This window comes from Pseudogulbenkiania subflava DSM 22618 (assembly GCF_900177275.1).
Taxonomy (GTDB): Bacteria; Pseudomonadota; Gammaproteobacteria; order Burkholderiales; family Chromobacteriaceae; genus Pseudogulbenkiania; species Pseudogulbenkiania subflava.
The window spans coordinates 92774-117428 of sequence record NZ_FXAG01000003.1 but is presented as its reverse complement, the minus strand read 5'-3'; the positions used below and the strand labels follow the sequence as shown (position 1 = coordinate 117428).

Genomic DNA, 24655 nt, shown 5'->3' with positions numbered 1-24655 from the left:
GCGGCGCCTTGGCAAGTGGGTTTTTAGCGGGATTTCGCGAGGCTGCAGGGGCGCCGGGGATGTAAGGGGGCTGGCGCGACAGGCCCCTGCCCGTTTGCCGCGCGGAAGCGGCACCCAAACCGGGTCCGCCTGGCGGACACAACACCGTGAAGCTCGATCCTTGCAACATACAACTTCAATCGTACCAAGAAAACAGCCCAGCCGATTTGCGTCGGCTGGGCTGTTTTTATCGGTAGGCTTCGAGAGCCCTGGCTTACTTCTCGACGAAGGCACGCTCGATGGCGTAGTCGCCCGGTTCGCCCATGCGCGGCGATTCCTTGAAGCCCAGGTTGTCGAGGAGCTTGCAGGTGTCTTCCAGCATCGCCGGGCTGCCGCACAGCAGGGCGCGGTCGGTCTGCGGGTTGAGCTGCGGCAGGCCGATGTCGGCGGCGAGCTTGCCGTTCAGGATCAGGTCGGTCAGGCGGCCCTGGTTGTGGAACGGCTCGCGCGTCACGGTCGGGTAGTAGATCAGCTTTTCTTTGACCAGCTCGCCCAGGTATTCGTGCTCCGGCAGTTCCTTGGTGATGTAGTCGTAGTAGCCCAGCTCGCTCACCCAGCGCACGCCGTGGATCAGCACGATCTTTTCGTAGCGGTCGTAGACTTCCGGGTCCTTGATGATGGACATGAACGGTGCCAGACCGGTACCGGTGGACAACAGGTACAGGTTCTTGGCGTTCGGCAGCAGGTTGTCCTGCACCAGGGTGCCGGTCGGCTTGCCGGAGATCACCACGTTGTCGCCCGGCTTGATGCCTTGCAGGCGCGAGGTCAGCGGACCGTTCGGCACCTTGATCGAGTAGAACTCGAGGTGCTCTTCCCAGTTGGCGCTGGCGACGGAGTAGGCACGGATCAGCGGCTTGCCGTTGACTTCCAGGCCGATCATCACGAACTGACCGTTGATGAAGCGCAGGCCCGGATCGCGGGTGCAGGTGAAGCTGAAGAGGGTGTCGTTCCAGTGGTGAACGCTAAGGACTTTTTCGGAAGTCAGAGTCGCCATGTGCCAGTCCGTCAAAACATGAAGAGAAGAATGACCGGCATTCTACACCTTTGCGCTATAACTGTTTTGTACTGATATCTTATGTTTTTATAGAAAAATGATATATGTCAGTTTTCCCACGAATTTTTGCCATTTCCTGGTGGGATATTGCCGACAAAGTGGCGAATCGTGGTGCTTATGCCATGTCGCTGTTTTGTTGCGCGGAGGGAATCTGTTGTAGTTGTTGTTGCAGGTGCTGCTGCACCGCCTGGCGTAATCCCTCGGCAAGATAGCGCGTGGCCGGCCCGGCCGCCTCGGCCGCGGCGTTGACCAGGTAGAGCGAGCTCTTGCGCTGCTGCCCTTGTGCCAGCGGTAGCGGGCGCAGCAGGCCGTGGGCGAGCGGCTGGCGGATGCGGTGTTCCGGCAGCCAGCCATAGGCCAGACCGGCGCTGACCACGTCGAGCGCGGTGTGCGGGCTGCTCACGGTCCAGCGCTGGCTGGCGCCGAGCCACCCTTCGTCGCGCGGCTGGCGCGTGCCGGAGTCGCGCACCACCACCTGCGGGTAACGGCGCAGGTCGTCGTCGCTCAGCCGGTGCCCCGCCGCCAGGAGGGGATGCCCGGGGGCGGCCACGGCGACGAAGGTGGCATCCATCAGCCAGTCGCCCATGAAACCGCTGGGAACGCGGGTGACGATGGCGAGCTCCACCGCGCCGGCGTAGAGCGCGTCGTCGGCGCCGGACATCACCACCTCGTGCACCTGCAGCCGGGTGTCGGAACAGTGGCCGGCGAAACCGGCCAGGGCGCGCAGCAGGGCGTCGGTGGGAAACAGGCTGTCCACCGCCAGCCGGACCTCGGCCTCCCAGCCGGCGTCCAGGGCACGGGCCCGCGCCTCCAGGCGCAGCGCGGCCTCGATCAGCGGCGTCGCCTCCCGCAGCAGGGCGGCGCCGGCGGCGGTCAGCTTCATGCGTCGCCCTTCCGCCTCCAGCAGGCTGACGCCGAGCTGTTCCTGCAGCCGCGCCACGTTGTAGCTGACGGCCGACTGGCTGCGGTTCAGCGCGCTGGCGGCCTGGGCGAAACCGCCGTGCTCGACGATGGCCTGCAGCACGCGCCATTGTTCCAGCGAGGTACGGGGAAAATTCATATATCGAAAAAATGGATGTTTCTGAGCTTAATTTTGCGCTTTTTAATCAAAAAAATCATGCCAATAATGCAGCACACCAACACGGAATGTCTCCGTGCTTGACCCCCACAGGAGAATGTCATGGATAAACTGGCTCTGATCGCCTCCCGCGTGCTGCTGGCGCAGCTCTTCATCATTTCCGGCTTCGGCAAGATTACCGGCTACGCCGGAACCCAGGGTTACATGCAGGCGATGGGGGTGCCGGGGGCGTTGCTGCCGCTGGTGATCCTGGTGGAGCTGGGTGGTGGCCTGCTCTTGGTGGCCGGCTTGTTCACGCGCTGGGTGGCCCTGGCCCTGGCCGGCTTCACCCTGGTGTCGGCGCTGATCTTCCACACCCATTTTGCCGATCAGATCCAGATGATCATGTTCATGAAGAACCTGTCGATCACCGGTGGCCTGCTGTTGCTGGCTTTCCCGGGGGCGCTGGGCGCCGGCAAGCCGGCACGTTGATCCCGTTATTGCTTGAGGTATAGATCGATGATTTCCACCACGTTTGCCAGCCGCGACGTCGAGCGGCTGGTGCAGGGGATGGCGGTGTCCGATGGCGCCGGCGTCAAGCTGCTGCGCGTGCTGACGCAGGATCTGCAGCGCCGCCTCGACCCCTTCCTGATGCTGGACGAGTTCCGTTCGGACGATCCGGACGACTACATCGCCGGTTTCCCGGACCACCCGCACCGCGGCTTCGAGACGGTGACCTACATGCTGGCCGGGCGCATGCGCCACCGTGACAGCGGCGGCGGGGAAGGGGTGCTGGCCTCGGGCGGGGTGCAGTGGATGACCGCCGGGCGCGGCATCGTGCACTCCGAGCTGCCGGAGCAGGAGGACGGCCTGATGCACGGCTTCCAGCTGTGGCTGAACCTGCCGTCGCAGCAGAAAATGACCACGCCGGGTTACCGCGACATTCCGGCCGACGCGATCCCGCGCTATACCGCCGCCAGCGGCGCCGAGGTGCAGGTGATCGCCGGTGCCGCCGACGGCGTGGCCGGGGCGGTGGAGCGGCCGGTGACGCTGCCGCTCTACCTCGACATCCACTTGCCTGCCGGCTGCACGCACGAGGTGGCGATCGCGGACGGCCACAATGCCTTCGTCTACGTCTACCAGGGTACCGCCGGTGTCGGCGGCCACGGCCGCGAGGTGCACGAGCGGCAGATGGCGATCCTCGACAACCATCCGGGACGCGAGGGGGTGGCGCTTTCCAGCGCCGCTGGCGCCCGCCTGCTGGTGGTGGCCGGCCATCCGCTGCACGAGCCGATCGCGCAGTGGGGGCCGTTCGTGATGAACAGCCGCGAGGAAGTCGAGGCCGCCATCGACGATTTCCGCCACGGCCGCTTTTAGCCTGTCCCATCAGGCGGCACCTTCGCCGCTTGAGTGTCGGCAGGAGCGCGTGCGAATCTCCCTTGCCGATTCGCCCGGCGCTAAGGAATCCCCATGCCCTGCGTGGCCATTCCGGTTCCCGTGTGCGGGCGACACTCAAGCTGCTTTGGCTCGCCCGCCTGCTGGAACAGGCTATTGATTCGTACTACGGAAGGAAGAATGCCATGAGTGCCATTCGTTACCTGATCGACCCCGCCGTCGCCGATATCGGCTTTCCGGTACAGCGCCTGCTGCCGGCCCCCGTGACGCAGGCGGTCGGGCCGTTCGTGTTTCTCGACCACATGGGCCCGGCGCGTTTTGCCGCGGTCACTACCGCCGGCGACGTGCGGCCGCACCCGCATATCGGGTTGGCCACGGTGACCTATCTGTTTTCAGGGGCGATGATGCATCGCGACAGCCTGGGCAGCGTGCAGCGCATCGAGCCGGGCGCGGTCAACCTGATGGCGGCCGGGCGCGGCATTGTCCATTCCGAGCGGGTGCCGGAGGATATCCGGGCCGGCGGCGTGGCGGTCGAGGGCATGCAGATGTGGCTGGCGCTGCCCAAGGCGCTGGAGGACATGGCGCCGGAATTCCGCCACTACCCGGAGCAGCAACTGCCGCAGCAGGAGGCCGACGGCGTCTGGCTGCATCTGCTGATGGGCGAGGCGTTCGGTCTGCGTTCGCCGGTGCACTGCTATTCCGGCACGCTGTTTGCAGCGGTGCGGCTGGCCGCCGGGGCGGCGTGGTCGCTGGACGCCGTGGCCAAGGAGCGCGCGGTGTACGTGGTGTCCGGCGGGCTGACGCTGGACGGCACCAGCGTCAAGGCCGGCCAGCTGGCGGTGCTGGAGCCGGGGGTGACGGTGCAGTTGCAGGCCGGCGAGGAGACGCGGTTGATGCTGTTGGGCGGCGAGCCGCTCGACGGCCCGCGCTACCTGCACTGGAATTTTGTCTCCAGCCGCCGCGAGGCCATCATCGCCGCGCGCGACGACTGGGAGCAGGGCCGCTTCCCGGCGGTGCCGGGCGAGACCGAGTTCATTCCGCTGCCGCCGTCGGCGCGCTGGCGCTGAGCGCCGGGGTCAGGGGGCGGGTTTGAACTGCCCCATCGCCTTCATCTGCTGGCACGGGTCGTGCCGCATCCGACCCAGGCTGCGCATGTGGCGGCTTTTGGCGCGCTGCTGCATCTGGTCGCGGTGCTGCTTGAGGTAGGCCTGACAGGACTCCAGCGAGGTGAAGGAGTGCATGGTCTTGATGTGCTCGCTGCGCTCCTCGGGCGTCATCATCTTCCAGCCCGGGGTGTTGTCGGGGCCGGCCTGCCAGGGCTGCGCCCCGACCGACGCTGCCAGCAGCAGGGCGCAAAGGCCGCTCAACCCGTGTTTTTGTCGCATGGTGTTCTCCGCTCGGTTTGTCTCTTTACCACCTTAGCGCGCGCTGGAGTGAGGGCAAGACAAAAGGGGGCGGAGCTTGCGCTGGGTCAAGCGGGCGCGATGGGGCCGGGCGAGGGGCGGGAGAAAACGGAAGAGGGCGCCCCTGTGGGTGCGCCCTCTGCTACGACGTAAAGATCAGTGGATACACAATGAACAGTCAACGATGATGTTACTGCTACTTCACACCTTAACTGCCTCACACCCAAGCCCTCATGCACTGAGGGGGGAGTGTGAGCGAGGTCTACCTGCCAAAACGGTATAAAGGGATAAAGAACGGTCAACACTACCATGCTTCCAAACGGAACAACTGGCTATATTGGAAGCGGTTTCGACAAACCCTTGCGGGCATCCCGAAATGCGGCTGCTTTACCGGCAACCTCATTCCTCGACTGCTGGATTAAGTCGTCTGTTCTTTCTCTCGATTAAACGCCTGGGCATAACCGGTTGTTTCTGGGTTCCTGCACCGGGAAGCGATGCTGGTAACGCCCTTGGGCAGAATGAAGCCGGTCCGATTTTAGTGCCGACCGGCACTGCCCGCTTTTTGCAGGGCGCGATGAAACAAGGCAAAGCAACCGATTTCTAGCCGATGACGCATCCGCTGCCCTCCTTGTGATGTCCTGTACTCACTATAGCTCTCGTTACGGCTGGGGCAAGTTCTTTTAACGGCTTTCGCTAAGCGCTTGCTGCAGTTGAGCCAGGCCTTCGGGGTTGGGGTGCAGGTGGCGTTCGAACTGGCGCGCCGCCGCCGTCCACGAGTAGCCTTCCGCCACCCGGCGCACGTGGGCGCGGTCGATCTGCAGCGCCTGCAGGCAGGCCTGGCGCAAGTCGCGGTCGAGTACGCCGGCACCGCTGTTGCCGACTACGTCGAGCGGCCCGGCCACCGGGTAGGCCGCCACCGGGGTGCCGCACGCCATCGCTTCCAGCAGTACCAGACCGAAGGTGTCGGTGAGGCTGGGGAACACGAACACGTCACCGGCGCGGTAGAAGCGTGCCAACTCGTGCTGCGGGAACACCCCGGCGAAGTACACCTCGGGGTAGTCCTTCTTCAGCCGCGGCAGCAGCGGGCCATCGCCCACCACCCATTTCGATCCCGGCAAGTCGAGCTTGAGGAAGGCTTCGATGTTCTTTTCCACCGCCACCCGGCCGATGTAGACGAAGCGCGGTGGGGCCGATTCGTCGAGCCGGTCGCGCTCGCCCGGGGTGAACAGCGCGGTGTCGACGCCGCGGCTCCACAGCACCACGTTGGTGAAACCGCGCGCAGTGAGGTCGGCGGCGATCGACGGGGTCGGCACCATCACGGCGCGCGCGGCGTTGTGGAAGCGGCGCATCCAGGCGTAGCTGATGCCCAGCGGCAGCCGGCTGCGTGCCTGGATGTATTCGGGGAAGCGGGTGTGGTAGGCGGTGGTGAAGGCCAGGCCGTGGCGCAGGCAGTAGCGCCGTGCCGCCAGCCCGAGCGGGCCTTCAGTGGCGATGTGGATGGCGTGCGGGGCGAACCCGGCGATGCGCGCGGCGACGCCGCGGTAGGGGCGCAGCGACAGGCGGATGTCGGGGTAGGTCGGGCAGGGCAGGGTGCGGAACTCGAGCGGCGTGATCATTTCCACGTCGTGGCCGAAGCCTTGCAGTTCGCGCACGGTCTCGGTCAGCGTGCGGACCACGCCGTTGATCTGGGGCTGCCAGGCGTCGGTGACGATCAGGATGCGCATGTGGCCTCCGGGGCGGGTTCAAGGTTGGCCGAAGCCGCGGGTTCGGCGCTGTGGGCGGCCTGGGCGGGCTTGCCGAGCAGCTGGGTCCAGTACACCACTTCGAGCCGGCCGTCGGGGTGCTCCACCAGCGCCGACAGGCTCTCCACCCAGTCGCCGCTGTTGCCGTACAGCACGCCGTCGATGTCCTTCACCTCGGCCTTGTGGATGTGGCCGCACACCACGCCGTCGAAGCCGCGCCGCCGCGCCTCGCCGGCCAGCAGCTGTTCGAAGTCGCTGATGAAGTTCACCGCGTTCTTGACCTTGTGCTTGAGGTATTGCGACAGCGACCAGTAGGGCAGGCCGAGCTGGCTGCGCACCCAGTTGTAGCCGCGGTTGAGCTGCAAAATCAGCGTGTACAGGTTGTCGCCGAGATAGGCCAGCCACTTGGCGTACTGGATCACGCCGTCGAACTCGTCGCCGTGAATGATCAAGAGGCGCCTGCCGTCGGCGGTGTGGTGCTCGGCTTCCTGGCGGATGGCGATGCCGCCGAAGTCGAGCCCGCCGTACTGGCGTGCCGCCTCGTCGTGGTTGCCCGGCACGTATACCACGCGGGTACCCTTGCGCGCCTTGCGCAGGATCTTCTGCACCACGTCGTTGTGGCTTTGCTTCCAGTACCAGGATTTGCGCAGCTGCCAGCCGTCGACGATGTCGCCGACCAGGTAGAGGTAATCGGCGTCGTGGTGGCGCAGGAAATCGAGCAGGTGTTCGGCGCGGCAGCCGGAGGTGCCGAGGTGCACGTCCGAAATCCAGATGGCGCGGTAGCGGCGGGGGGCGGTTTGCTGGAGTGTGGGCGACATATGGCGGTATCCCGGTCCGGATGACAGCTCGATGGTGCCGCGCCAACATGACGCCGCGGTGAGCGTCCGGTGACGGCTATGTGACAGCCGCGCCACAGTGGCGGGATAATGGCCGCGATTAATGTGCGGTTAAGTTGCGGTGGATTAAATGGCTGCCATCACGTCGTTACCCCCCACCGTCAACTCGAGGAAACTGTCATGAAAAAACTGGTTCTGACCGCCCTGATCGCCGCCGTCGCCGCGCCTGCCGCCTTTGCCGCCGCCAAGTGCGAGCAGCACCCCAAGGAGCAGTGGATCAAGGAAGCCGATTTCAAGCAGAAGCTGGGGAAAGAGGGCTACCAGATCAAGAAATTCAAGGTGGACGGCAACTGCTACGAGCTCTACGGCAAGAACAAGGACGGCAAGAAAGTGGAAATCTACTACGATACCGTCTCCGGCAAGCCGGTGAAGAGCGAAATCCAGGATTGAGTCCGCAGGACGGATCACACCCCGGCCGCGCCTGCGGCCTTTTTGTTTGCGGGGAGCCGAGCATGAACCACACCGTACAGTACGAAACCATCAGGGTATGGGATCGTTTCGTGCGCTTTTTCCACTGGGCCCTGGCCGGGTGCATCCTGGTCAATCTTTTGCTGCTGGAGGAGGGCGATCCGCCGCACCGCTGGGTCGGCTATGCCGCCGCCGCGCTGGTGCTGGCGCGCATCGTGTGGGGCTTCATCGGCAGCCGCCACGCGCGCTTTTCCGACTTCTTCCCGACCCCGTCAAGGTTGGCCGAACACTGGCGCCTGCTGCGCCAGGGACGGGACCACCACCACCCCGGCCACAACCCGTTGGGCGCGTTGATGATGCTGGCGTTGATGGCGCTGGTGCTGGCGCTCGGCGTGACCGGCTACCTGATGGGCACCGACGCCTACTGGGGCGAGGAGTGGCTGGAGAACCTGCACGAGGCGCTGGCCAACACGCTGGCCGCGTGCGTCGGCCTGCACGTGCTGGCGGCGCTGCTGATGAGCCGGCTCTCCCGCGTCAACCTGGTGCGCGCCATGGTGACCGGGATCAAGGTGCGCCCGGTGCGCGACAGTGCACGCTAACGTGCTTCATGGACCCCTCTTGCGACGGAACTCGCCATGCGCATTCTGCTGATTGAAGACGACGACATGATCGCCGACGGCCTCAAGGCCGGGCTCGGCCAGCTGGGCTTCGTGGTGGACTGGTTCCGCGACGGCAAGTCGGGGCTGGCGGCGCTCTCCGGCGCCCCCTTCGACGCCGTGATCCTCGACCTGGGCCTGCCCGGCCTCGACGGCATGGAGGTGCTGGCCGCCTGGCGCCGCGCCGGGCGCAGCGAACCGGTGCTGATCCTGACCGCGCGCGACGCGCTGCCGGAACGGCTCAAGGGGCTCGACGCCGGTGCCGACGACTACCTGGTCAAGCCGTTCGCGCTGGCCGAGGTGGCGGCGCGGCTGCGCGCGCTGATCCGCCGTCGTCACGGCCAGAGCGGGCCGCTCTACCAGCACGGCGCGCTCAGCTTCGACCCGGTGGCGCGGCGCGCGACGTTGTCCGGCCAGCCGCTGGAGCTGACCGCGCGCGAGCTGGCGCTACTGGAATTGCTGTTGGTGAGCAAGGGCCGGGTGCTGACCCGTGAACTGATCGAGGAGAAGCTGTACGGCTGGGGGCAGGAGCTGGACAGCAACGCTGTCGAAGTGCACGTGCACCACCTGCGCAAGAAGCTGGGCACGGCCTTCATCAAGACCGTGCGCGGTATCGGTTATACCCTCGGAGGAAGCTGATGGCGGTACCGAGCCTGCGTGGCAGGTTGATGCGCATGATCATGCTGGTGGTACCGCTGGTGTGGCTGGTGGCCACCGGCCTGTCCGGCTACGCCGCCTGGCACGAGGTCAACGAACTGTATGACAACCAGCAGCGGCTGTTCGCCCGCCAACTGCTGTATTCCACCCCGGCTATCGCCCGGCCGGTGGCGCCGCCAGGGCCAGGCTCCGATGCCGTGGACGGCATGGCGCTTGCGCTGTGGGATGCGCACGGCGAACTGATGCTGCACGACGGCGAGGGGCTGAACTTGAGCCCGCACCCCGGTTTTTCGGGTTTCCTCACGCTGGAGGCCGAAGGCAAGCAGTGGCGCGTCTATTACCTCAGCGCCAACGCCCGCACCGTGGCCGTGGCGATGGAGCGCAAGGAGCGCTGGGAGGTGGTGCGCGGCCTGCTCGCGGCGCAATGGCTGCCCTGGCTCTTGATGGTGCCGGTATTGCTGATCCTGCTGTGGCGCAGCGTGGCGCGGGGGCTGGCGCCGCTGGAAAGGGTGCGCGAGGAACTGCAGCACCGCACCCCGGACGACCCGACCCCGCTGTCGCGCGCGGTACCCTCGGAACTGACGCCGCTGATCGACGGCATGAACGGGCTGATCGCGCGCGGCGCCGAGATGCTGTCGCGCGAGCGCCGTTTCACCGCCGACGCCGCGCACGAATTGCGCACCCCGCTGGCGGCGTTGCGGGTCCAGGCCGAGGTGGCGCAGTTGAGCACCACCACCCAGGCGCGGCAGCACGCCCTGGGGCAGCTCACGCTCGGCATCGACCGCGCCACGCGGCTGACCGAGCAACTGCTGGCGCTGTCGCGGCTCGACCCGCTGCAGACCCCGGCCCACCTCGCCCCGCTGCGCTGGCAGGCGATCGCCGCGCGGGCGCTGGAGGAGGCCCGGCGTGTCGCCGCGGAGCACGGCATTGGTGTCGAGCTGCAGCAGAGCGTCCCCGACGCCGAGGTGCTGCCGCTTTCCGGCGACGAAACCCTGGTCGGGCTGCTGCTGCGCAACCTGCTCGACAACGCCATCCGCTACTCGCCGGACGGCGCCACGGTGACGCTGGTGCTGGCCGCCGACCACGTCGCGGTGCGCGACACCGGGCCGGGCATTTCCGCCGAATGGCTGGAGCGGGTGCGCGAGCGCTTCTTCCGCCCGCCGGGGCAGAGCCAGCCTGGCAGCGGTCTCGGGCTCTCCATCGTCGAGCGCGTGGCGGAATTGCATGGCCTGGCGCTGCAGCTGGAAAACCATCCCGAAGGCGGGCTGGTCGCGCGCCTGGTGCGTGCCTGAGGCTGCGGCCGAGCTGTTGCGAGCGGCTGCGGCAATCGGTCGCATTCCCCGCCTCGCCAGCGCGTACTAAGCTGTCGGTACTCGGGGTTCGCCACCCCGCTCCAAGTGTTTGGGCCCATGTTTTGCATGGGCCCTTTTCTTTTCCTGCCATATTCTCCTTGCCGCCATCCTGATGGGCATGCTTCTGTAAGGGGATCATGACATGGGGGGCGATGGTATACTCAATCATATCATTCCAATGGAATGAAAAGTTTATTGGTGTCAAGACTAATACGTAGTTTCACCTATCAGAAATAGTTGTGAAAACAACATATTATGATAATAAGTATATTATTGCCAATGTCATATTGAATGACGGGTGGAAGTTGTTAAAAATGTGGCATTGCTCATTACTTGTACTGCCGCTTGATGCCTGTTTCTCCTCCTCCGTCCGAATCAGCACCCGATAACACCATTGCTGACCACGGCCTGCTCGGCTTGGTGCTGCTTGCCCAGTTCCACGGCGTTGCCGCCAACCCGGCGCAGCTGTCCCATCAGTTTGGCCGCCATGCCGAGCCGTTCAGCGAAACCGATCTGCTGCTCGCCGCCAGGTCGCTGGAACTCAAGGCCAGAATCGTCCGGCAAGCGGCAGAGCGCATCGCGCTGGCGGCCCTGCCTGCATTGGCGCTGTCGCCCACCGGCGAGCACTTCATCGTTGCCCGTAGCGATGGCGACAAGCTGCTGATCCACGACCTCAAGGCGGGCCGGCCTGTGGTGCTGTCCCAAGCCGAGTTCGCCGCGCGTTACGATGGCCGGCTGCTGGTCGTCGCCTCGCGTGCCTCGGTGGCCGGCGCGCTGGCCCGCTTCGATTTCACTTGGTTCATCCCCGCCGTCGTCAAATACCGCCGGCTGCTGCTCGAAGTGCTCGGCGTATCGCTCGTGCTGCAGCTGTTCGCGCTGATCACGCCGCTGTTCTTCCAGGTGGTGATGGACAAGGTGCTGGTCCATCGTGGCTTCACCACGCTCGACGTGATCGCCGCCGGCCTGTTGGTCGTATCCTTGTTCGACATTACGCTCTCGGCATTGCGCAACTACGTGTTCTCGCACACCACCAACCGCATCGACGTGGAATTGGGGGCGCGGTTGTTCCGCCATCTGCTGGCGTTGCCGCTGGCCTATTACGAAGCCCGCCGCGTCGGTGACACCGTGGCGCGGGTGCGCGAGCTGGAGAACATCCGCAACTTCCTCACCGGCCAAGCACTGACCAGCGTGCTGGACCTGCTGTTCTCGGTGGTGTTCCTGGCTGTGATGGCCTATTACAGCGGCTGGCTGACGCTGATCGTGCTGGTCTCGCTGCCGTGCTACGCGCTGTGGTCGGCCTCGCTGACGCCGATGCTGCGCAAGCGGCTGGACGAGAAGTTCGCCCGTGGGGCCGACAACCAATCCTTTCTGGTCGAAGCGGTCGGCGGTATCGGCACCGTCAAGGCCATGGCGGTGGAACCGCACCTGACTCGGCGCTGGGACCAGCAACTGGCCGCCTATGTTGCGGCGGGCTTCCGCGTCACTCGGCTGGCCAATATCGGCCAGCATGGCGTGCAACTGATCCAGAAGCTGGTCACCGTCGCCACCCTCTGGCTGGGGGCGCGGCTGGTGATCGGCGGCGAGCTGTCGGTCGGCCAACTGGTGGCGTTCAACATGCTGGCAGGGCAGGTTGCCGCGCCGGTGATCCGCCTCGCCCAACTGTGGCAAGATTTCCAGCAGGTTGGCATCTCGGTCGAACGGCTCGGCGACATCCTCAACACCCGCACCGAACTTCCCGCCAGCCGGGCGGCGCTGCCGCCGATCCAAGGGCGCATCAGCTTTGACGATGTGGTGTTCCGCTACCGCTCGGATGGCCCGGAAATCCTCCGGAACCTCAGCCTCGACATCCGCCCCGGCGAAGTGGTCGGCATCGTCGGCCGCTCCGGCTCCGGCAAGAGCACGCTGACCAAGCTGGTGCAGCGGCTCTACGTACCCGAACGCGGCCGGGTGCTGGTCGACGGCAACGACCTGGCGCTGGCCGACCCCGCCTGGCTACGCCGCCAGATCGGCGTGGTGCTGCAAGAGAATCTGCTGTTCAACCAGAGCATCCGCGACAACATCGCGCTGACGGACCCCGGCATGCCGCTGGAACGTGTCATCCAAGCCGCCAAGCTGGCCGGCGCCCACGACTTCATCATGGAACTGGCCGAAGGCTACGACACCGTGGTCGGCGAGCACGGCGCCAGCCTGTCCGGCGGGCAGCGCCAGCGCATCGCCATTGCCCGCGCTCTGGTCACCAACCCGCGCATCCTGATCTTCGACGAAGCCACCAGCGCGCTCGACTACGAATCGGAACGCGCCGTGATGCAGAACATGCACGCCATCTGCCAGGGCCGCACCGTGCTGATCATCGCCCACCGCTTGTCCACCGTGCGCGGCGCCCACCGCATCATCGCCATGGACAAGGGGCGCATCGTCGAAAGCGGCCGGCACGACGAACTCATACAGCGCAAGGGCGGCTACTACGCCCACCTGCACAGCCTGCAGCAAGGATAAGGGGCCGCCATGAGACATCTGCTGCTGGGGCTGAACGACTTCATCCAACGTTACCGCCAGGCCTTCAAGGCCAGTTGGGACATCCGCGACACGTTCGACCCGCCGCCCCGGCGCGACGACGAGCTCGCCTTTCTGCCGGCCCACCTCGAACTGACCGACACCCCGGTCTCGCCGCTGCCGCGCTGGAGCATGCGGATCATCGTCGGGCTGTTCGGTATCGCCTTGCTGTGGGCCATCGTCGGCCAGCTCGACATCGTCGCCGTCGCCGGGGGCAAGACCGTCACCGGCGGGCGCACCAAGATCATCCAGCCGCTGGAAACCGCCGTCGTCAAGACCATCCACGTCAAGGACGGCCAGCACGTCAAGGCCGGGCAACTGCTGGTGGAGCTCGACGGCGTCGGCGCCGGCACCGACGTGCGCAAGGCCGGCGAGGCGCTGGACACCGCCCGCCTCGCCGCCTTGCGCTACCAGGCGCTGCTGGACGCGCTCGATAGCGGCCAGCTGCCCCGGTTGGGCGCGCTAGATGGCGTGACCGAGAACCATCGGCTGGCCGAGGAAACCCTCGCTGTCGGGCAATGGCGCGCCTACCTCGCCAAGCGCGACGCGCTCGGTGCCACGCTGCGCCAGCGTGAAGCTGAACTCACCACCACCCGTCAACTGGTCACCAAGCTCGAAGGCACCGCCCAGATCGCCCAAGGCCGTGAGCAAGATTACAAGAATCTGCTGGAGCGCAACTTCATCTCCCGCCACGCCTATCTGGAAAAACAGCAAGACCGCATCACTCAGGAAAGCGATCTCGCGGCACAACAGAGTCGGCTGCAGGAAATCCAGGCGGCCATCGCCAACCAGCGCCAGGAACTGCAGGCGCTGACCGCCGACTTCCGCCGCGAAGCGCTCGACCAACTGCGCCAGGCCCGCGACCAGATCACCCAATACAGCGCCGACGCCAGCAAATCCAGCCAGCGCCAAGCCTGGATGACGCTCACCACCCCGGTGGCCGGCACCGTGCAGCAACTTGCCGTGCACACCGTTGGCGGCGTCGTCACCGAAGCCCAGCCGCTGATGGCCATCGTGCCCGACAACGAAACGCTGGAAGTCGAGGCGCAGATCGAAAACAAGGACATCGGCTTCGTCAAACCGGGCCAGCCCGCCACCGTCAAGATCGAAAGCTTCCCCTACACCCGTTATGGCTACCTGGAGGGCAAAGTCGACACCGTCAGCCACGACGCCATGCAGGATGAGAAAAAGGGGCTGGTCTACCAGGCGCGGATCAAGCTCAACCAGACCCACCTGATCATCGACGGCACCAAAGTGAATCTCACCTCCGGCATGGCGGTGAGCGCGGAGGTGAAAACCGGCAAACGGCGGGTGATCGATTATTTCCTGAGCCCGCTGCGGGAGTATGCGGGGGAGGGGATGAGGGAGCGCTGACAACTCATATGAAAAACATCCTGTTCATTCACCAGAATTTTCCCGGCCAGTTCCGCCATGTTGCCCAGGAGCTAGCCCAAAGCCCCAACTACCAGGTGCTTGCCATCGGTCGCGATACTGCCCCCGGCCTGCCGGGTGTCCGGCTATTGCGCTATACGCCCCACCGTAGCCCCAAGCAAGATGGCCATCCCTATCTGCGCCGCTACGAAGATGCCGTGCTGCACGGCCAGGCGGTATCGCGGCTGCTGCTGCAACTGTGCCAGCAGGGTTTCCTGCCGGACGTGATCGTGGCCCATCCCGGCTGGGGCGAGACGCTGTTTGCCAAGGATGTATTTCCCGACAGCCAGCTGATCCACTTCTGCGAGTATTACTACCCTGCCCGGGGCGCCGATGCCGGCTTCGACCCGGAATTCCCGCTCAGCCTGGACGGTGCGGCACGGCTGCGCGCGCGCAATGCGCTTCACCTGTTGAACCTGGAAAACTGCGACCTTGGCATCACGCCGACCCGTTGGCAGCATAGCCTGCACCCGGCCGCCTATCGCGATAAGATCACCATTATCCACGAAGGCATCGATACCGGACGGCTCCACGCCGACCCGCACGCCACGCTCACCCTTCCAAACGGCCGTACTCTGCACGCCGGCCAACCGATCGTCACCTATGTTGCGCGCAATCTGGAACCGTACAGGGGCTTCCATTCCTTCATGCGCGCCTTGCCGATCATTCTCAGAGGTCATCCAGAAGTACAAGTACTCATTGTTGGCGGTGATGACGTCAGCTATGGAAGCCGGCCGAAAGACATGGTCAGTTGGCGTGAGAAGCTGCTCCGTGAGGTCCCGGTCGATCTGGATCGGGTGCACTTTCTCGGCAAGCTGCCCTATGACACTTACCGCAAGGTGCTGCAGGTATCGGCCGTCCACGTCTACCTCACCTACCCGTTCGTGTTGTCGTGGAGCCTGTTGGAGGCGATGGCCAGCGGTTGTCTGGTGGTCGGCTCGGACACCGCGCCAGTGCGGGAGGTGATCTCGCATGGCGAGAACGGGCTATTGGTGGACTTCTTCGACCAGCCCGCCCTCGCCGAGACAGTGCTCGGCACCCTGCATGAGCCAGGCTGTTATCAAAACCAGCGCGCGGCAGCACGAGCCACGGCGGCACGCTATAGCGTGGCCAAGGGGGTGGTTGCCTATCGGAGACTGATCGAGCAGGCGTCCGCCTGCCACACATCCTCGCATTCCGCAGCCCAAGATGGCGTGCTTTCATCGGGGCACTACCTATGATGGCCCTCGGTATCCTACTGTTTTTGTTCCTTTATCTGCTGCTGTCGCTGTGGGCGACCGTCAAATCCTACTCTTTTGCCCAGCGCCGCTGGCGACGCGGCTGGATCGGTGGCGGGGTGGCCTTACTGGTGATGTACCACCTAGTGTTCTGGGACTGGATTCCGGTGTATTGGATGCATAAGCACTACTGCGAAACCGAGGCGGGGTTCTGGGTGTACAAGACCCCGGAGCAGTGGATCAAAGAGAACCCTAATGCCGAGGGAAATGTAGGGGGAAATTCCTTACCTCCTGCTGAAGGAGTTACTAATCAAATGGATAGAAAATATAGATATTGGATAACGCCATATATTTATTCGGAATCGATTGGTATGCATCCTTTTTACGAAATTAACAAAAAAGAATTACGTCTAGTAGATGGTCGCACTAGAAAATTACTCGCTCGATCAGTGGAATTTTATCGAGGGCCTGGTGGGGAGTTTGGAAAAGACGGGTATCGAATTTGGTTGACATGGGGAAAGAGGAACTGTGGGCCAGTAAGTACGTTTGATGGCATCTCATATGATCCTGAAAAACATTTCTCTGGTTATGACGGAATGTTTGGAATATATGAACGGAAAATTCTGAAACTTAGTAAAGGTAACGTGCAATGAATACAAACTTCTCGTTTATTGCTGACATGGCTGAACTGGCTGAGGCGTCATATGCAAACCTGGCAAAGTACACAGATGAGGCTGTTCAGGCTGCGCTACAGGATTCAGACTCAGATTTCAAAATGACCTTTTCGGCCACCCAGGCCGCCGAGTTCGTGGAAAAGTGGTCGGTGCTCAATCACCTGCCCAACACCCCGAGCAGCGATTTTTCTGCCACGCTGTTCCGCTCCAAGAGTGGTGCGGATTACGTTCTGGCGCTGCGTGGCACGGCGGGAGGCAATGACCTGCAGGCGGATGGAGGGGATATCGTCCTCGACGGCGCCGCCACCGACCAAATCATCGATCTGTACAACTATGTGCGGCGTCTGAGTCTCCCCCATGCTGATGAGCTTTTACTGGAGCCCGGCCGATGATCCTCATCGCATTTCTGATTTTCTTTGCCCTTTATCTTTTGGTCTCGCTGCTGATCGTGATCGCTATCTGGCGATGGGCGGGCCATAAATGGCGGCATGGCTGGTTAATGGGTGTGCTGGCGACCGTGGCTATCTATCAGATTACCTACGTCTATGTATTGGGGAGCCCGAGAGAGGTGTACCAGATGCATGAGCACTACTGCCAAACCGAGGCGGGGTTCTGGGTGTACAAGACCCCGGAGCAGTGGATCAAGGAGAACCCGGATACTGTAGGGGAACCATGGGGTTCTTTTCATCGCCAGGAAAATATCAGCCCAACTATTGATAGGTTATGGCTTTCAAGTCGTGTGTATTGGGACGTAATCAATGCTCAGCCTTTCTATGCCATTGACCGAAAGGAGCAGAAGCTGGTGGATGCAAGGACAGGGGAGGTATTAGCGAGGGAGATAGAGTTTTATCGTGGCAGTACAGGATTGGCTCTGGGAGGCGGAGGACTGGTCAGTTATCAATTCTGGCTGGCGGAGGGAAAGCGCGTTTGCGGACCAGGTCGGCAAAATGGCTATGACAAACCATTCCATGAGTACTTGGATAGGCTTTATGAAATGGGTAAAGGGAGAAAATAAATGAGAATCGATTTTAAATTTGTTGCCGATATGGCCGAACTTGCTGAAGCATCGTATGCAGACTTGGAGAAGCACTCAGATCCCGATGTAGTAAGAGCACTTAAAGACGCCGGATTTAATGGAATGAGCTTCTCCACCACCCAGGCCGCCGGGTTTGTAGAAAAGTGGTCGGTGCTCGATCACCTGTCTGACACCCCGAGCAGCGATTTTTCCGCCACGCTGTTCCGCTCCAAGAGCGGGGAGGATTACGTCCTGGCGCTGCGTGGCACGGCGGGAGGCAATGACCTGCAGGCGGATGGAGGGGATATCGTCCTCGACGGCGCCGCCACCGACCAGATCATCGATCTGTACAACTATGTGCAGCGTCTGAGTGCGGCCAAAGGTGGCAGTTACACTATTGCTACCAAGGTGCGGATAGAGCCACCGTTAAACGTTGTTCAGATGGAGCAGGCCGAAAATGTGGCCAACCCGTGGTTGCCACCCAATACCTTGATGAGCGTGGATCTGGCTACCCAGCACTGGGCCGCAAAGAACGGTTATGTATACGACAACCCCAGCGGCACCGTCTGGAAAATCGAGCTCAGCGAAACCCGCACCGACGGGCTGGGCCTGATTAATGACTCCACCCCGCTGCATGTCACCGGCCACTCGCTCGGCGGGCACCTCGCCGCTGCCTTCTCGCGGCTGTTCCCAGACGTGACTCTCGACGCCACCATGATCAACGGAGCGGGTTTCAACTACGGGCAGGCGCTCAACAAAGACCGCAATATCGATAATCTGTTTGCCGCTCTGGGCGGTCAATCGGCCTTCAATGCCGGCACAATCACCAATTACATCGGTTCGGCGGGTTGGGATTTTGTATCGCAAGACATGTGGATAGGACTTCAGCAGCCTGGGCAAAAAATCGAGATCGAAACTGAAAGTTTCGGAGCGGGGGTCGTTGCGCCGAACACCACGCTGGGCCACGGCGCCGGGCAGATGACAGATACCCTGGCGGTGATGGGCATGCTATGGCGGCTGGATCGTTCCCTCACGGTCAGCCAGCTCAACCAGCTGCAGAAAGAGTCCAGCGGCACTTCCTCCCGGTCATTGGAAGATGCCATGAACAGCGTAGCCAAAGTATTTGGCAGTGCGCGTATTCCGGATGGGCTGGATAGTCTTGATACGGGACGGGAAGCCTTCTATGCAGCCCTCGTGCAAATCACTACCCGGCTTGACCTGCTGGGCGAATCCAGCCCGTTCTCCATCATCGGCTTGGGCGAACTATCCAGCCGAGACATCGCTGCCTTGGCTCATCAGGATACGCCACAAGGTCAGGCGGTACGGTTTGCATTGAAGGAACTCAGCCCGTTTGCGATTGCCGGTTATGCCTATGGCAAAGAGGTAGACCTCTACGAAGTGAATACCGGCACCGGCGAGTTGAGCAAAGAATGGATCGCCGACCGCGCTGCCATGCTGTCGTGGAAGCTCAAATACGACATCGGTGCCAAAGATGCCGACGATGCCCTGTTCTTCGGCGATCGCAGTGACAAACCTTATGCCGAAGATTGGGACAGCCACACTCCCGGTGACTGGGACTTCATCGACTACACTACCGCCATCAATGGTGCCCCCCCTGCAGCTCGCCATCGATGGCGTCGACCTCTCCACCCCCGATAACCACCAGATTGTCTTTGGCGACAACACCAGCAATACCCTCACCGGCCAGTCCCTGGCTGATCGCCTCTATGGCGGCGCCGGCAATGACACCCTGACCGGAGGCAAAGGTGATGATCGCCTCGAAGGCGGCCAGGGATTTGATACCTACGTCCATGCAAAAGGCGACGGTGCGGACGTGATTCTCGACACCGATGGCCTGGGGCAGATCATCTGGGACGGACTGACGATCAAGGGCGATGCGGGGCTTGACCCGAACAAGTGGAAGAAGCTCGGCGATACCGTCTGGCTCGACAAGGAGCACCGCATCGTCTACACGCTGCAAACCCTGGCGGATGGCAGCAAAACGCTGTTGGTTGGCAAGCAGGGGGAAACCGTAAGGGTGGAAGGGTGGACCGAGGGTGAATTGGGAATCAGCTTGGGAGGGAACAGCGGTGCTCCTATCGCCTCTCCCGTGATTGCCACCCTGATCGGTTCGGAGAAAGACGAGCTTCTCAGCAACGATGTTTATGTGCGAAGTGACAATAGTGCCAGTGTGACTGAAGCGGTCAATGGCCAGGGGGATACAGCCTCCTTGACGGGGCTTGATAACGGCGTAGTGATTGAAACAAGAGGCGGGCGTGACGTTGCTTTGGGAGGCTCGGGAAATGACCAGATTTACGCCGATATAGTAATCGATGATTTGGCCACCTACCTGGCTGATGCCAATACGGCTCAGGGTAGTGGGCATCTGGGTGACTGGCTATATGGTAACGCAGGCGATGATACTTTGGTTGGTGGCCTGAATGATGAGGCTTTGGTGGGTGGTTGGGGGGCGGACCTTGCCATCGGAGGGGCCGGGAATGACCACATTATGGGGGATAGTACCTCCCGTGCCCTTAGCTTTGAGTGGAGTCCCTCCCCGTTCTCTCCCTTGGCGGATAAGCCTTGGAGTGAAATTCAGTATCGGCCGTCGATTGGTAGCAGAAATCCTTCTGAGCAAAACAGTGGTGCGGATACGGTCTATGGTGGCGCGGGGGATGATCGTATCTGGGGAAACCGGGGGGATGATCTTCTCATAGGAGAGATCGGTAACGACACTGTCCATGGAGAGGAGGGCGATGATGTCGTGCTTGGTGGGGAGAATGATGATGTGCTGGAGGGTGATGCATTCTGGGTTGCTTTAGGTGAGCATGGTCAGGATTATCTGGACGGAGGGGATGGTGCCGACACCATTCGTGGGAATGGTGGTAATGATATTCTGATCGGGGGGAGTGGGGCAGACAATTTGATAGGCGATATTGTCAATGATCTGCTTGTGTGGTTGCCTACTCCATATCACGGCAACGATTATCTGGATGGCGGTGAGGGCGATGATCAGCTTAGGGGAAGTGGTGGGGACGATATGCTGGTCGGTGGACAGGGGAATGACAACCTGGCCGGCGAGGCTGGCCATGATGTTTTACAGGCCGGTGACGGAGATGACGTATTGATCGGAGATGGTGACTGGATAGATATAACCGATCATGGTGCTGACTATCTGGAAGGTGGCAATGGTAACGATACCCTTTCTGGTGGCAAACAGGATGATATGTTGCTTGGCGGGTCAGGCAATGATTCTCTGTTTGGCGATAATTATGAGGACGAAGGGGAGGCAGATGGTGCGGATACCCTCCTTGGAGAGGACGGAAATGACATTCTTTGGGGGAACGGAGGACATGATTATCTGGATGGGGGCGATGGCAATGATCAACTGAGTGGTGAGAGTGGGGACGACATCCTAGTTGGGGGGCGCGGCAGTGATTATCTGGATGGGGGAGAGGGTCGTGATAGCTATGTTTTCAATTTGGGGGATGGTCTTAGGAACTCAGTCAATGGGGCGATTGATACCATTTACGATGAGGGGGGGGGGATGACCAGATCATCTTCGGGGATGGAATTTCTCCGGCATCACTCCGCTTGCGTTGGATACAAGAAGCAAATGGTGGATCCTTACTTATCGAGTACTCCAATACTGATGCAGTCCTAATCGAGAATGCCTTAGACCGAGGGATAGAAAAATTCATTTTTTCCAATGGAGAATCCCTCTGTTTGCAAGAATTGATCCAGCAATACTTAATCGACCCGATCCGTTTGTCAAATATGACGTCTGGTCAGCGTGTCTTTACTGGGAGAGGGAACGATCTAGTTCAACTAGATGATAAATATCAGGCCCAGGTAGATACTGGAGCCGGAAATGACTCTATTAGTGGTTCTTCCTATGGGGATCAAATACAGGGTGGAGCTGGAGCTGACACACTATGGGGTGGAGGTGGAGAGGATCAATTCTTCTTTGCCTTTGGTGATGGGGTGGATGTGATCACGGATACCGATTATGGTAATCAGATCATCTTTCTCAACGAAGGTATCAGACCAGAGGATTTGCAGTTTTCCCAGCATCTTGGTAAGGATGGGTCTTATTATCTTGACATTCGTTATTCCGAACAAGACAGCGTGGCTGTTTCTGGTGGAGAACGGGGTACTCTCAGCTCGATTCGTTTTGCTGATGGAAGAATTCTGAGCATCGCCGAGCTGTTGGGCAATAGTAGCAATCCAATCCGGAGTGATGGTTCATATTTGGATGATCTGATCGTAGGGTCTGCGGGGGAAGATACTCTCGCAGGGGGAGGAGGTAGTGACACTATCCAGGGCGGTGCTGGTAATGACATGTTGGAGGGGGGAGGGGGTAACGATCAACTGCAAGGTGGTGACGGAACTGACCGTTACCTTCTGACTTGGGGTATGGGGCAGGACGTCATCGTTGATACTTCGGGTGGCAACGAAGTGCAGCTTGGTGAGGGCGTGTCAATGGAGATGTTACGCTGGCAACGTGATGGCCAGGATATACGTCTTTCTGTGATGAATAGCCGGGATGGGGTTTTGATCAAAGGATATTTCGACACGCTAGAAGGTTGGAAGTTGCGTTCCGCTGACGGCAATATATTGGCTCTGGCAGATTGGATGACGCAGGCTTCTCATGAGAAGTCAGTGCTGCCAGGAGAAGCACGGCAAGCCTATCTGGATTTGCTGTATAGAATCGTAACGCGCGATTACATAGAAATGGGGTTAAAACCAAATGGACCAGGGGGTTTCTATGGCGAGCCAACTACTCATACGTATTGGGATTCTTATGATCAGCGTGGAAGCCGTACAACATATAATTACACAGGCAGTTTTGTTGTTAGGGATGCAGAGGTTGCTGCTGGGGACGAGGTCGAATCTGATTTTGGGCAAAACCCTCATGTTTTTGAATTGCAGCATAAAAAAGAATGGAATACAACTAAGGATAAATTTGAATGGGATTATCGGTACATTACGGAAACCTCGTACTTATATCGCCCCTCCCCCCAAGTGGTTAAATGGGTTCGTACTTCAGAAGGTGACGTGCTTTTGTCTTTTGTTGGAGGTGGCGGGCGTGAACCGATAGTCACAGAACGTAGCTACTACAAGTATGTTCCTACGAAAATAGTAGAATATACGGTGGAATATTCTACTGTTGCCATGGATGTGCATGGCCTTGCTACTGATGATGTTGTCGTTATGATTGGGCCCGGTCTGGTAGAAGGAGGTGAGGGGGATGACATCATTTCTGCACAGAGAACACCATATAGATTTGATTATAACAATTACATATTGCTGGATGCGAGTCAATATTCTGAAAATACTAATATATCAGAGCAGAGGCTGTTAGGTGCTTTTTTGGATGGTGGTGATGGTCGTGATAGTATTTTTGGGTCCAGTGGAAATGATGTATTGATAGGCGGAAAAGGTAGTGATTTTCTTGATGGCGGGCTTGGTGCCGATGTCTATTATATCGGCAAGAGCCATCGAGGTGTGGATGTGATATTTGATTCTGGGTCAATAAATATATTTGACGAAAATTCTGCTGTGGATTGGTCTTCATTTGAAAGAGATCAGCTTGCAAGCAATATCTATATGGCTTGGTATGTGGAGGAACATAGAGCGGGCGGTGAGTATGATGTTCTGCACAGTGGAATTCAATCGATTGATTCATGGAACTTTGAGGCTCTTGCACCGTTATACCGAGCCGGTATCTTGGCCACCGATGCAATAGTATTTGACGAGGGAGTCACGCCGGAGGATCTTCTGCTGTCATGGGGAGAGTGGGTTGATGACAACGAAAAGGGCGGACGAAAACACCTTGCCCTCGATATTTCTTGGGGAGAGGATGGTCAAGGAGTACGTCTTGTCATGCCGGAAAAGGGGCAATATAAGGGTATTCATTCCCCTTCCTCGGGTGATCCTGTATTGGCTAAATACCAAGAGCTTTTCGACATGAATGGTCGGACAGGGGTGGGTATCGAACAGTTCAAGTTTGCTGATGGCCGCGTGCTATCCATGGAAGATATGTTATCCCGTTTACCCCAACGACCGGGTTTGACCCACACACCCGAATTGGTTAGACAGTTCGATGCTGTGTTTGTGGGAGGTGCAGGCAGTCTCGATCTGGAGCGCTTGGGGCAGGTTGTTTTCCAGGATAGAGATATTGACGATCCGCTTTCAATCCGGATGAGCTTGTCCGATGGTGGGGAGCTGCCTGAGTGGATTCATTACGCTAATCAGATCCAAACGGAATCTGTCAGTATAGGAGACGGGAAAGAGGTAGTATTTCCTGTCTGGAGCCGGAGCTGGAACGATAATGTACTTGAATGGACTGGGACCGAGAGTAGAGGGTCGCTGGGGGTTAAGCTCACGGCTACAGATCAATCTGGTGCATCTATCAGTACAACCTTTACTCTTCGTTTTGATACCCCGGAGCCGGACTTTTCAGGCGGGCAAGATGGATATTCTATCTACTATGCCTTGGAAGGCCGCCACGTACTATTCAGTCAAGCAGTAAAGGCGGCTTTGGGAGATGCTGATGAGATGACCTTGGTGGGGGCGGCACGTGATGGAGTAGGTAATGAATTCGACAACCGTCTTACCGGTAATGCATTTAATAACCATCTGGACAGCGGGATGGGGAACGACACCCTCAACGGTGGCGCGGGTGCCGACACCCTGATTGGGGGGGAGGGCAACGACAGCTACTTCGTGGATAACGCTGGCGACATGGTGGTTGAGCTTGTGGATGCCGGCATAGACACCGTCACCAGCACCACTGATTACACGCTGGGTGCGAATCTGGAACACTTGGTCCTCAAAGACGGTGCCTTGCTTGGCGCGGGTAATGCACTCAATAACCGTCTCACCGGTAATGCACTTAATAACCACCTGGACGGCGGCGCGGGCGCCGACACCCTGATTGGGGGGGAGGGCAACGACAGCTACTTTGTGGATAATGCCGGTGACATGGTGGTCGAGCTTGCGGTTGCCGGCATAGACACCGTCACCAGCACCACCGACTACACGCTGGGTGAGAATCTGGAACACCTGCTCCTCAAAGGCAGTGCCTTGCTTGGCACGGGTAA

21 protein-coding genes and 1 pseudogene are annotated in these 24655 nt (G+C 60.6%); 17 read left to right on the top strand and 5 right to left on the bottom strand.

Annotation, left to right across the window (positions count from 1 at the left end):
- Positions 1 to 253: 253 nt before the first annotated feature.
- Entirely contained in the window at positions 254 to 1033 is a 780-nt protein-coding gene (locus tag B9N72_RS03705) for a ferredoxin--NADP reductase (RefSeq protein ID WP_085275092.1), read from the bottom strand.
- 175 nt (positions 1034 to 1208) lie between these two features.
- Positions 1209 to 2153 carry a LysR family transcriptional regulator gene (locus tag B9N72_RS03700; protein WP_085275091.1) on the bottom strand — a complete coding sequence of 315 codons (945 nt, stop codon included), beginning with the start codon at positions 2151 to 2153 and terminating at the stop codon, positions 1209 to 1211.
- A 120-nt stretch (positions 2154 to 2273) separates the two neighbouring features.
- Between B9N72_RS03700 and B9N72_RS03695 the strand changes: the two genes are divergently transcribed.
- The 3 genes from B9N72_RS03695 to B9N72_RS03685 all read left to right on the top strand — a co-directional run bounded on the left by B9N72_RS03695 (position 2274) and on the right by B9N72_RS03685 (position 4612).
- On the top strand, positions 2274 to 2642 hold the full coding sequence (locus B9N72_RS03695; RefSeq protein ID WP_085275090.1) for a DoxX family protein: 369 nt from the start codon (positions 2274 to 2276) through the stop codon (positions 2640 to 2642).
- Positions 2643 to 2669: 27 nt separating this feature from the next.
- A complete protein-coding gene (locus tag B9N72_RS03690; RefSeq protein WP_085275089.1) occupies positions 2670 to 3527 on the top strand; it encodes a pirin family protein in 858 nt (285 codons plus the stop codon).
- 203 nt (positions 3528 to 3730) lie between these two features.
- The gene (locus tag B9N72_RS03685) at positions 3731 to 4612 is read left to right on the top strand and encodes a pirin family protein (protein ID WP_085275088.1); all 882 of its coding nucleotides are present in this window, start codon (positions 3731 to 3733) and stop codon (positions 4610 to 4612) included.
- A gap of 9 nt (positions 4613 to 4621) precedes the next feature.
- On the opposite strand, the gene B9N72_RS03680 is transcribed toward B9N72_RS03685, so the two are convergent.
- Positions 4622 to 4930 carry a hypothetical protein gene (locus tag B9N72_RS03680; RefSeq protein ID WP_085275087.1) on the bottom strand — a complete coding sequence of 103 codons (309 nt, stop codon included), beginning with the start codon at positions 4928 to 4930 and terminating at the stop codon, positions 4622 to 4624.
- 394 nt (positions 4931 to 5324) lie between these two features.
- Between B9N72_RS03680 and B9N72_RS20600 the strand changes: the two genes are divergently transcribed.
- Positions 5325 to 5552 carry a hypothetical protein gene (locus B9N72_RS20600; protein WP_143477740.1) on the top strand — a complete coding sequence of 76 codons (228 nt, stop codon included), beginning with the start codon at positions 5325 to 5327 and terminating at the stop codon, positions 5550 to 5552.
- Between the two features lie 76 nt (positions 5553 to 5628).
- On the opposite strand, the gene B9N72_RS03675 is transcribed toward B9N72_RS20600, so the two are convergent.
- A complete protein-coding gene (locus B9N72_RS03675; protein WP_085275086.1) occupies positions 5629 to 6672 on the bottom strand; it encodes a glycosyltransferase family 4 protein in 1044 nt (347 codons plus the stop codon).
- The gene (locus B9N72_RS03670) at positions 6660 to 7508 is read right to left on the bottom strand and encodes a UDP-2,3-diacylglucosamine diphosphatase (RefSeq protein ID WP_085275085.1); all 849 of its coding nucleotides are present in this window, start codon (positions 7506 to 7508) and stop codon (positions 6660 to 6662) included. Before B9N72_RS03670 ends, B9N72_RS03675 begins: the two co-directional genes overlap by 13 nt.
- 198 nt (positions 7509 to 7706) lie before the next feature.
- Between B9N72_RS03670 and B9N72_RS03665 the strand changes: the two genes are divergently transcribed.
- From B9N72_RS03665 to B9N72_RS21370, 13 genes and pseudogenes are all read left to right on the top strand, one after another.
- Entirely contained in the window at positions 7707 to 7976 is a 270-nt protein-coding gene (locus B9N72_RS03665; protein ID WP_085275084.1) for a PepSY domain-containing protein, read from the top strand.
- A 62-nt stretch (positions 7977 to 8038) separates the two neighbouring features.
- Positions 8039 to 8593, top strand: a complete 555-nt coding sequence (locus B9N72_RS03660) for a cytochrome b/b6 domain-containing protein (protein ID WP_085275083.1) — start codon at positions 8039 to 8041, stop codon at positions 8591 to 8593.
- 36 nt (positions 8594 to 8629) lie between these two features.
- A complete protein-coding gene (locus tag B9N72_RS03655) occupies positions 8630 to 9289 on the top strand; it encodes a response regulator (RefSeq protein WP_085275082.1) in 660 nt (219 codons plus the stop codon).
- Positions 9289 to 10599 carry an ATP-binding protein gene (locus tag B9N72_RS03650; protein WP_234985872.1) on the top strand — a complete coding sequence of 437 codons (1311 nt, stop codon included), beginning with the start codon at positions 9289 to 9291 and terminating at the stop codon, positions 10597 to 10599. The genes B9N72_RS03655 and B9N72_RS03650 overlap by 1 nt, the downstream gene beginning before the upstream one ends.
- 408 nt (positions 10600 to 11007) lie before the next feature.
- Positions 11008 to 13155, top strand: a complete 2148-nt coding sequence (locus tag B9N72_RS03645) for a type I secretion system permease/ATPase (RefSeq protein WP_085275081.1) — start codon at positions 11008 to 11010, stop codon at positions 13153 to 13155.
- A gap of 9 nt (positions 13156 to 13164) precedes the next feature.
- Positions 13165 to 14586, top strand: a complete 1422-nt coding sequence (locus tag B9N72_RS03640; protein ID WP_085275080.1) for an HlyD family type I secretion periplasmic adaptor subunit — start codon at positions 13165 to 13167, stop codon at positions 14584 to 14586.
- 8 nt (positions 14587 to 14594) lie between these two features.
- Entirely contained in the window at positions 14595 to 15863 is a 1269-nt protein-coding gene (locus B9N72_RS03635) for a glycosyltransferase family 4 protein (RefSeq protein ID WP_085275079.1), read from the top strand.
- Positions 15860 to 16513, top strand: a complete 654-nt coding sequence (locus B9N72_RS20595; RefSeq protein ID WP_143477739.1) for a hypothetical protein — start codon at positions 15860 to 15862, stop codon at positions 16511 to 16513. Before B9N72_RS03635 ends, B9N72_RS20595 begins: the two co-directional genes overlap by 4 nt.
- The gene (locus B9N72_RS03630; protein ID WP_085275078.1) at positions 16510 to 16926 is read left to right on the top strand and encodes a hypothetical protein; all 417 of its coding nucleotides are present in this window, start codon (positions 16510 to 16512) and stop codon (positions 16924 to 16926) included. The genes B9N72_RS20595 and B9N72_RS03630 overlap by 4 nt, the downstream gene beginning before the upstream one ends.
- On the top strand, positions 16923 to 17549 hold the full coding sequence (locus tag B9N72_RS03625) for a hypothetical protein (RefSeq protein WP_085275077.1): 627 nt from the start codon (positions 16923 to 16925) through the stop codon (positions 17547 to 17549). Before B9N72_RS03630 ends, B9N72_RS03625 begins: the two co-directional genes overlap by 4 nt.
- Positions 17550 to 19208 carry a hypothetical protein gene (locus B9N72_RS21375; RefSeq protein WP_085275076.1) on the top strand — a complete coding sequence of 553 codons (1659 nt, stop codon included), beginning with the start codon at positions 17550 to 17552 and terminating at the stop codon, positions 19206 to 19208.
- Positions 19153 to 21213: a calcium-binding protein gene (locus tag B9N72_RS03615; RefSeq protein WP_085275075.1), complete on the top strand. Its 2061-nt coding sequence runs from the start codon at positions 19153 to 19155 to the stop codon at positions 21211 to 21213. Before B9N72_RS21375 ends, B9N72_RS03615 begins: the two co-directional genes overlap by 56 nt.
- Before the next feature lie 62 nt (positions 21214 to 21275).
- A pseudogene (locus tag B9N72_RS21370) lies at positions 21276 to 24655 on the top strand (hypothetical protein); the annotation flags it as partial.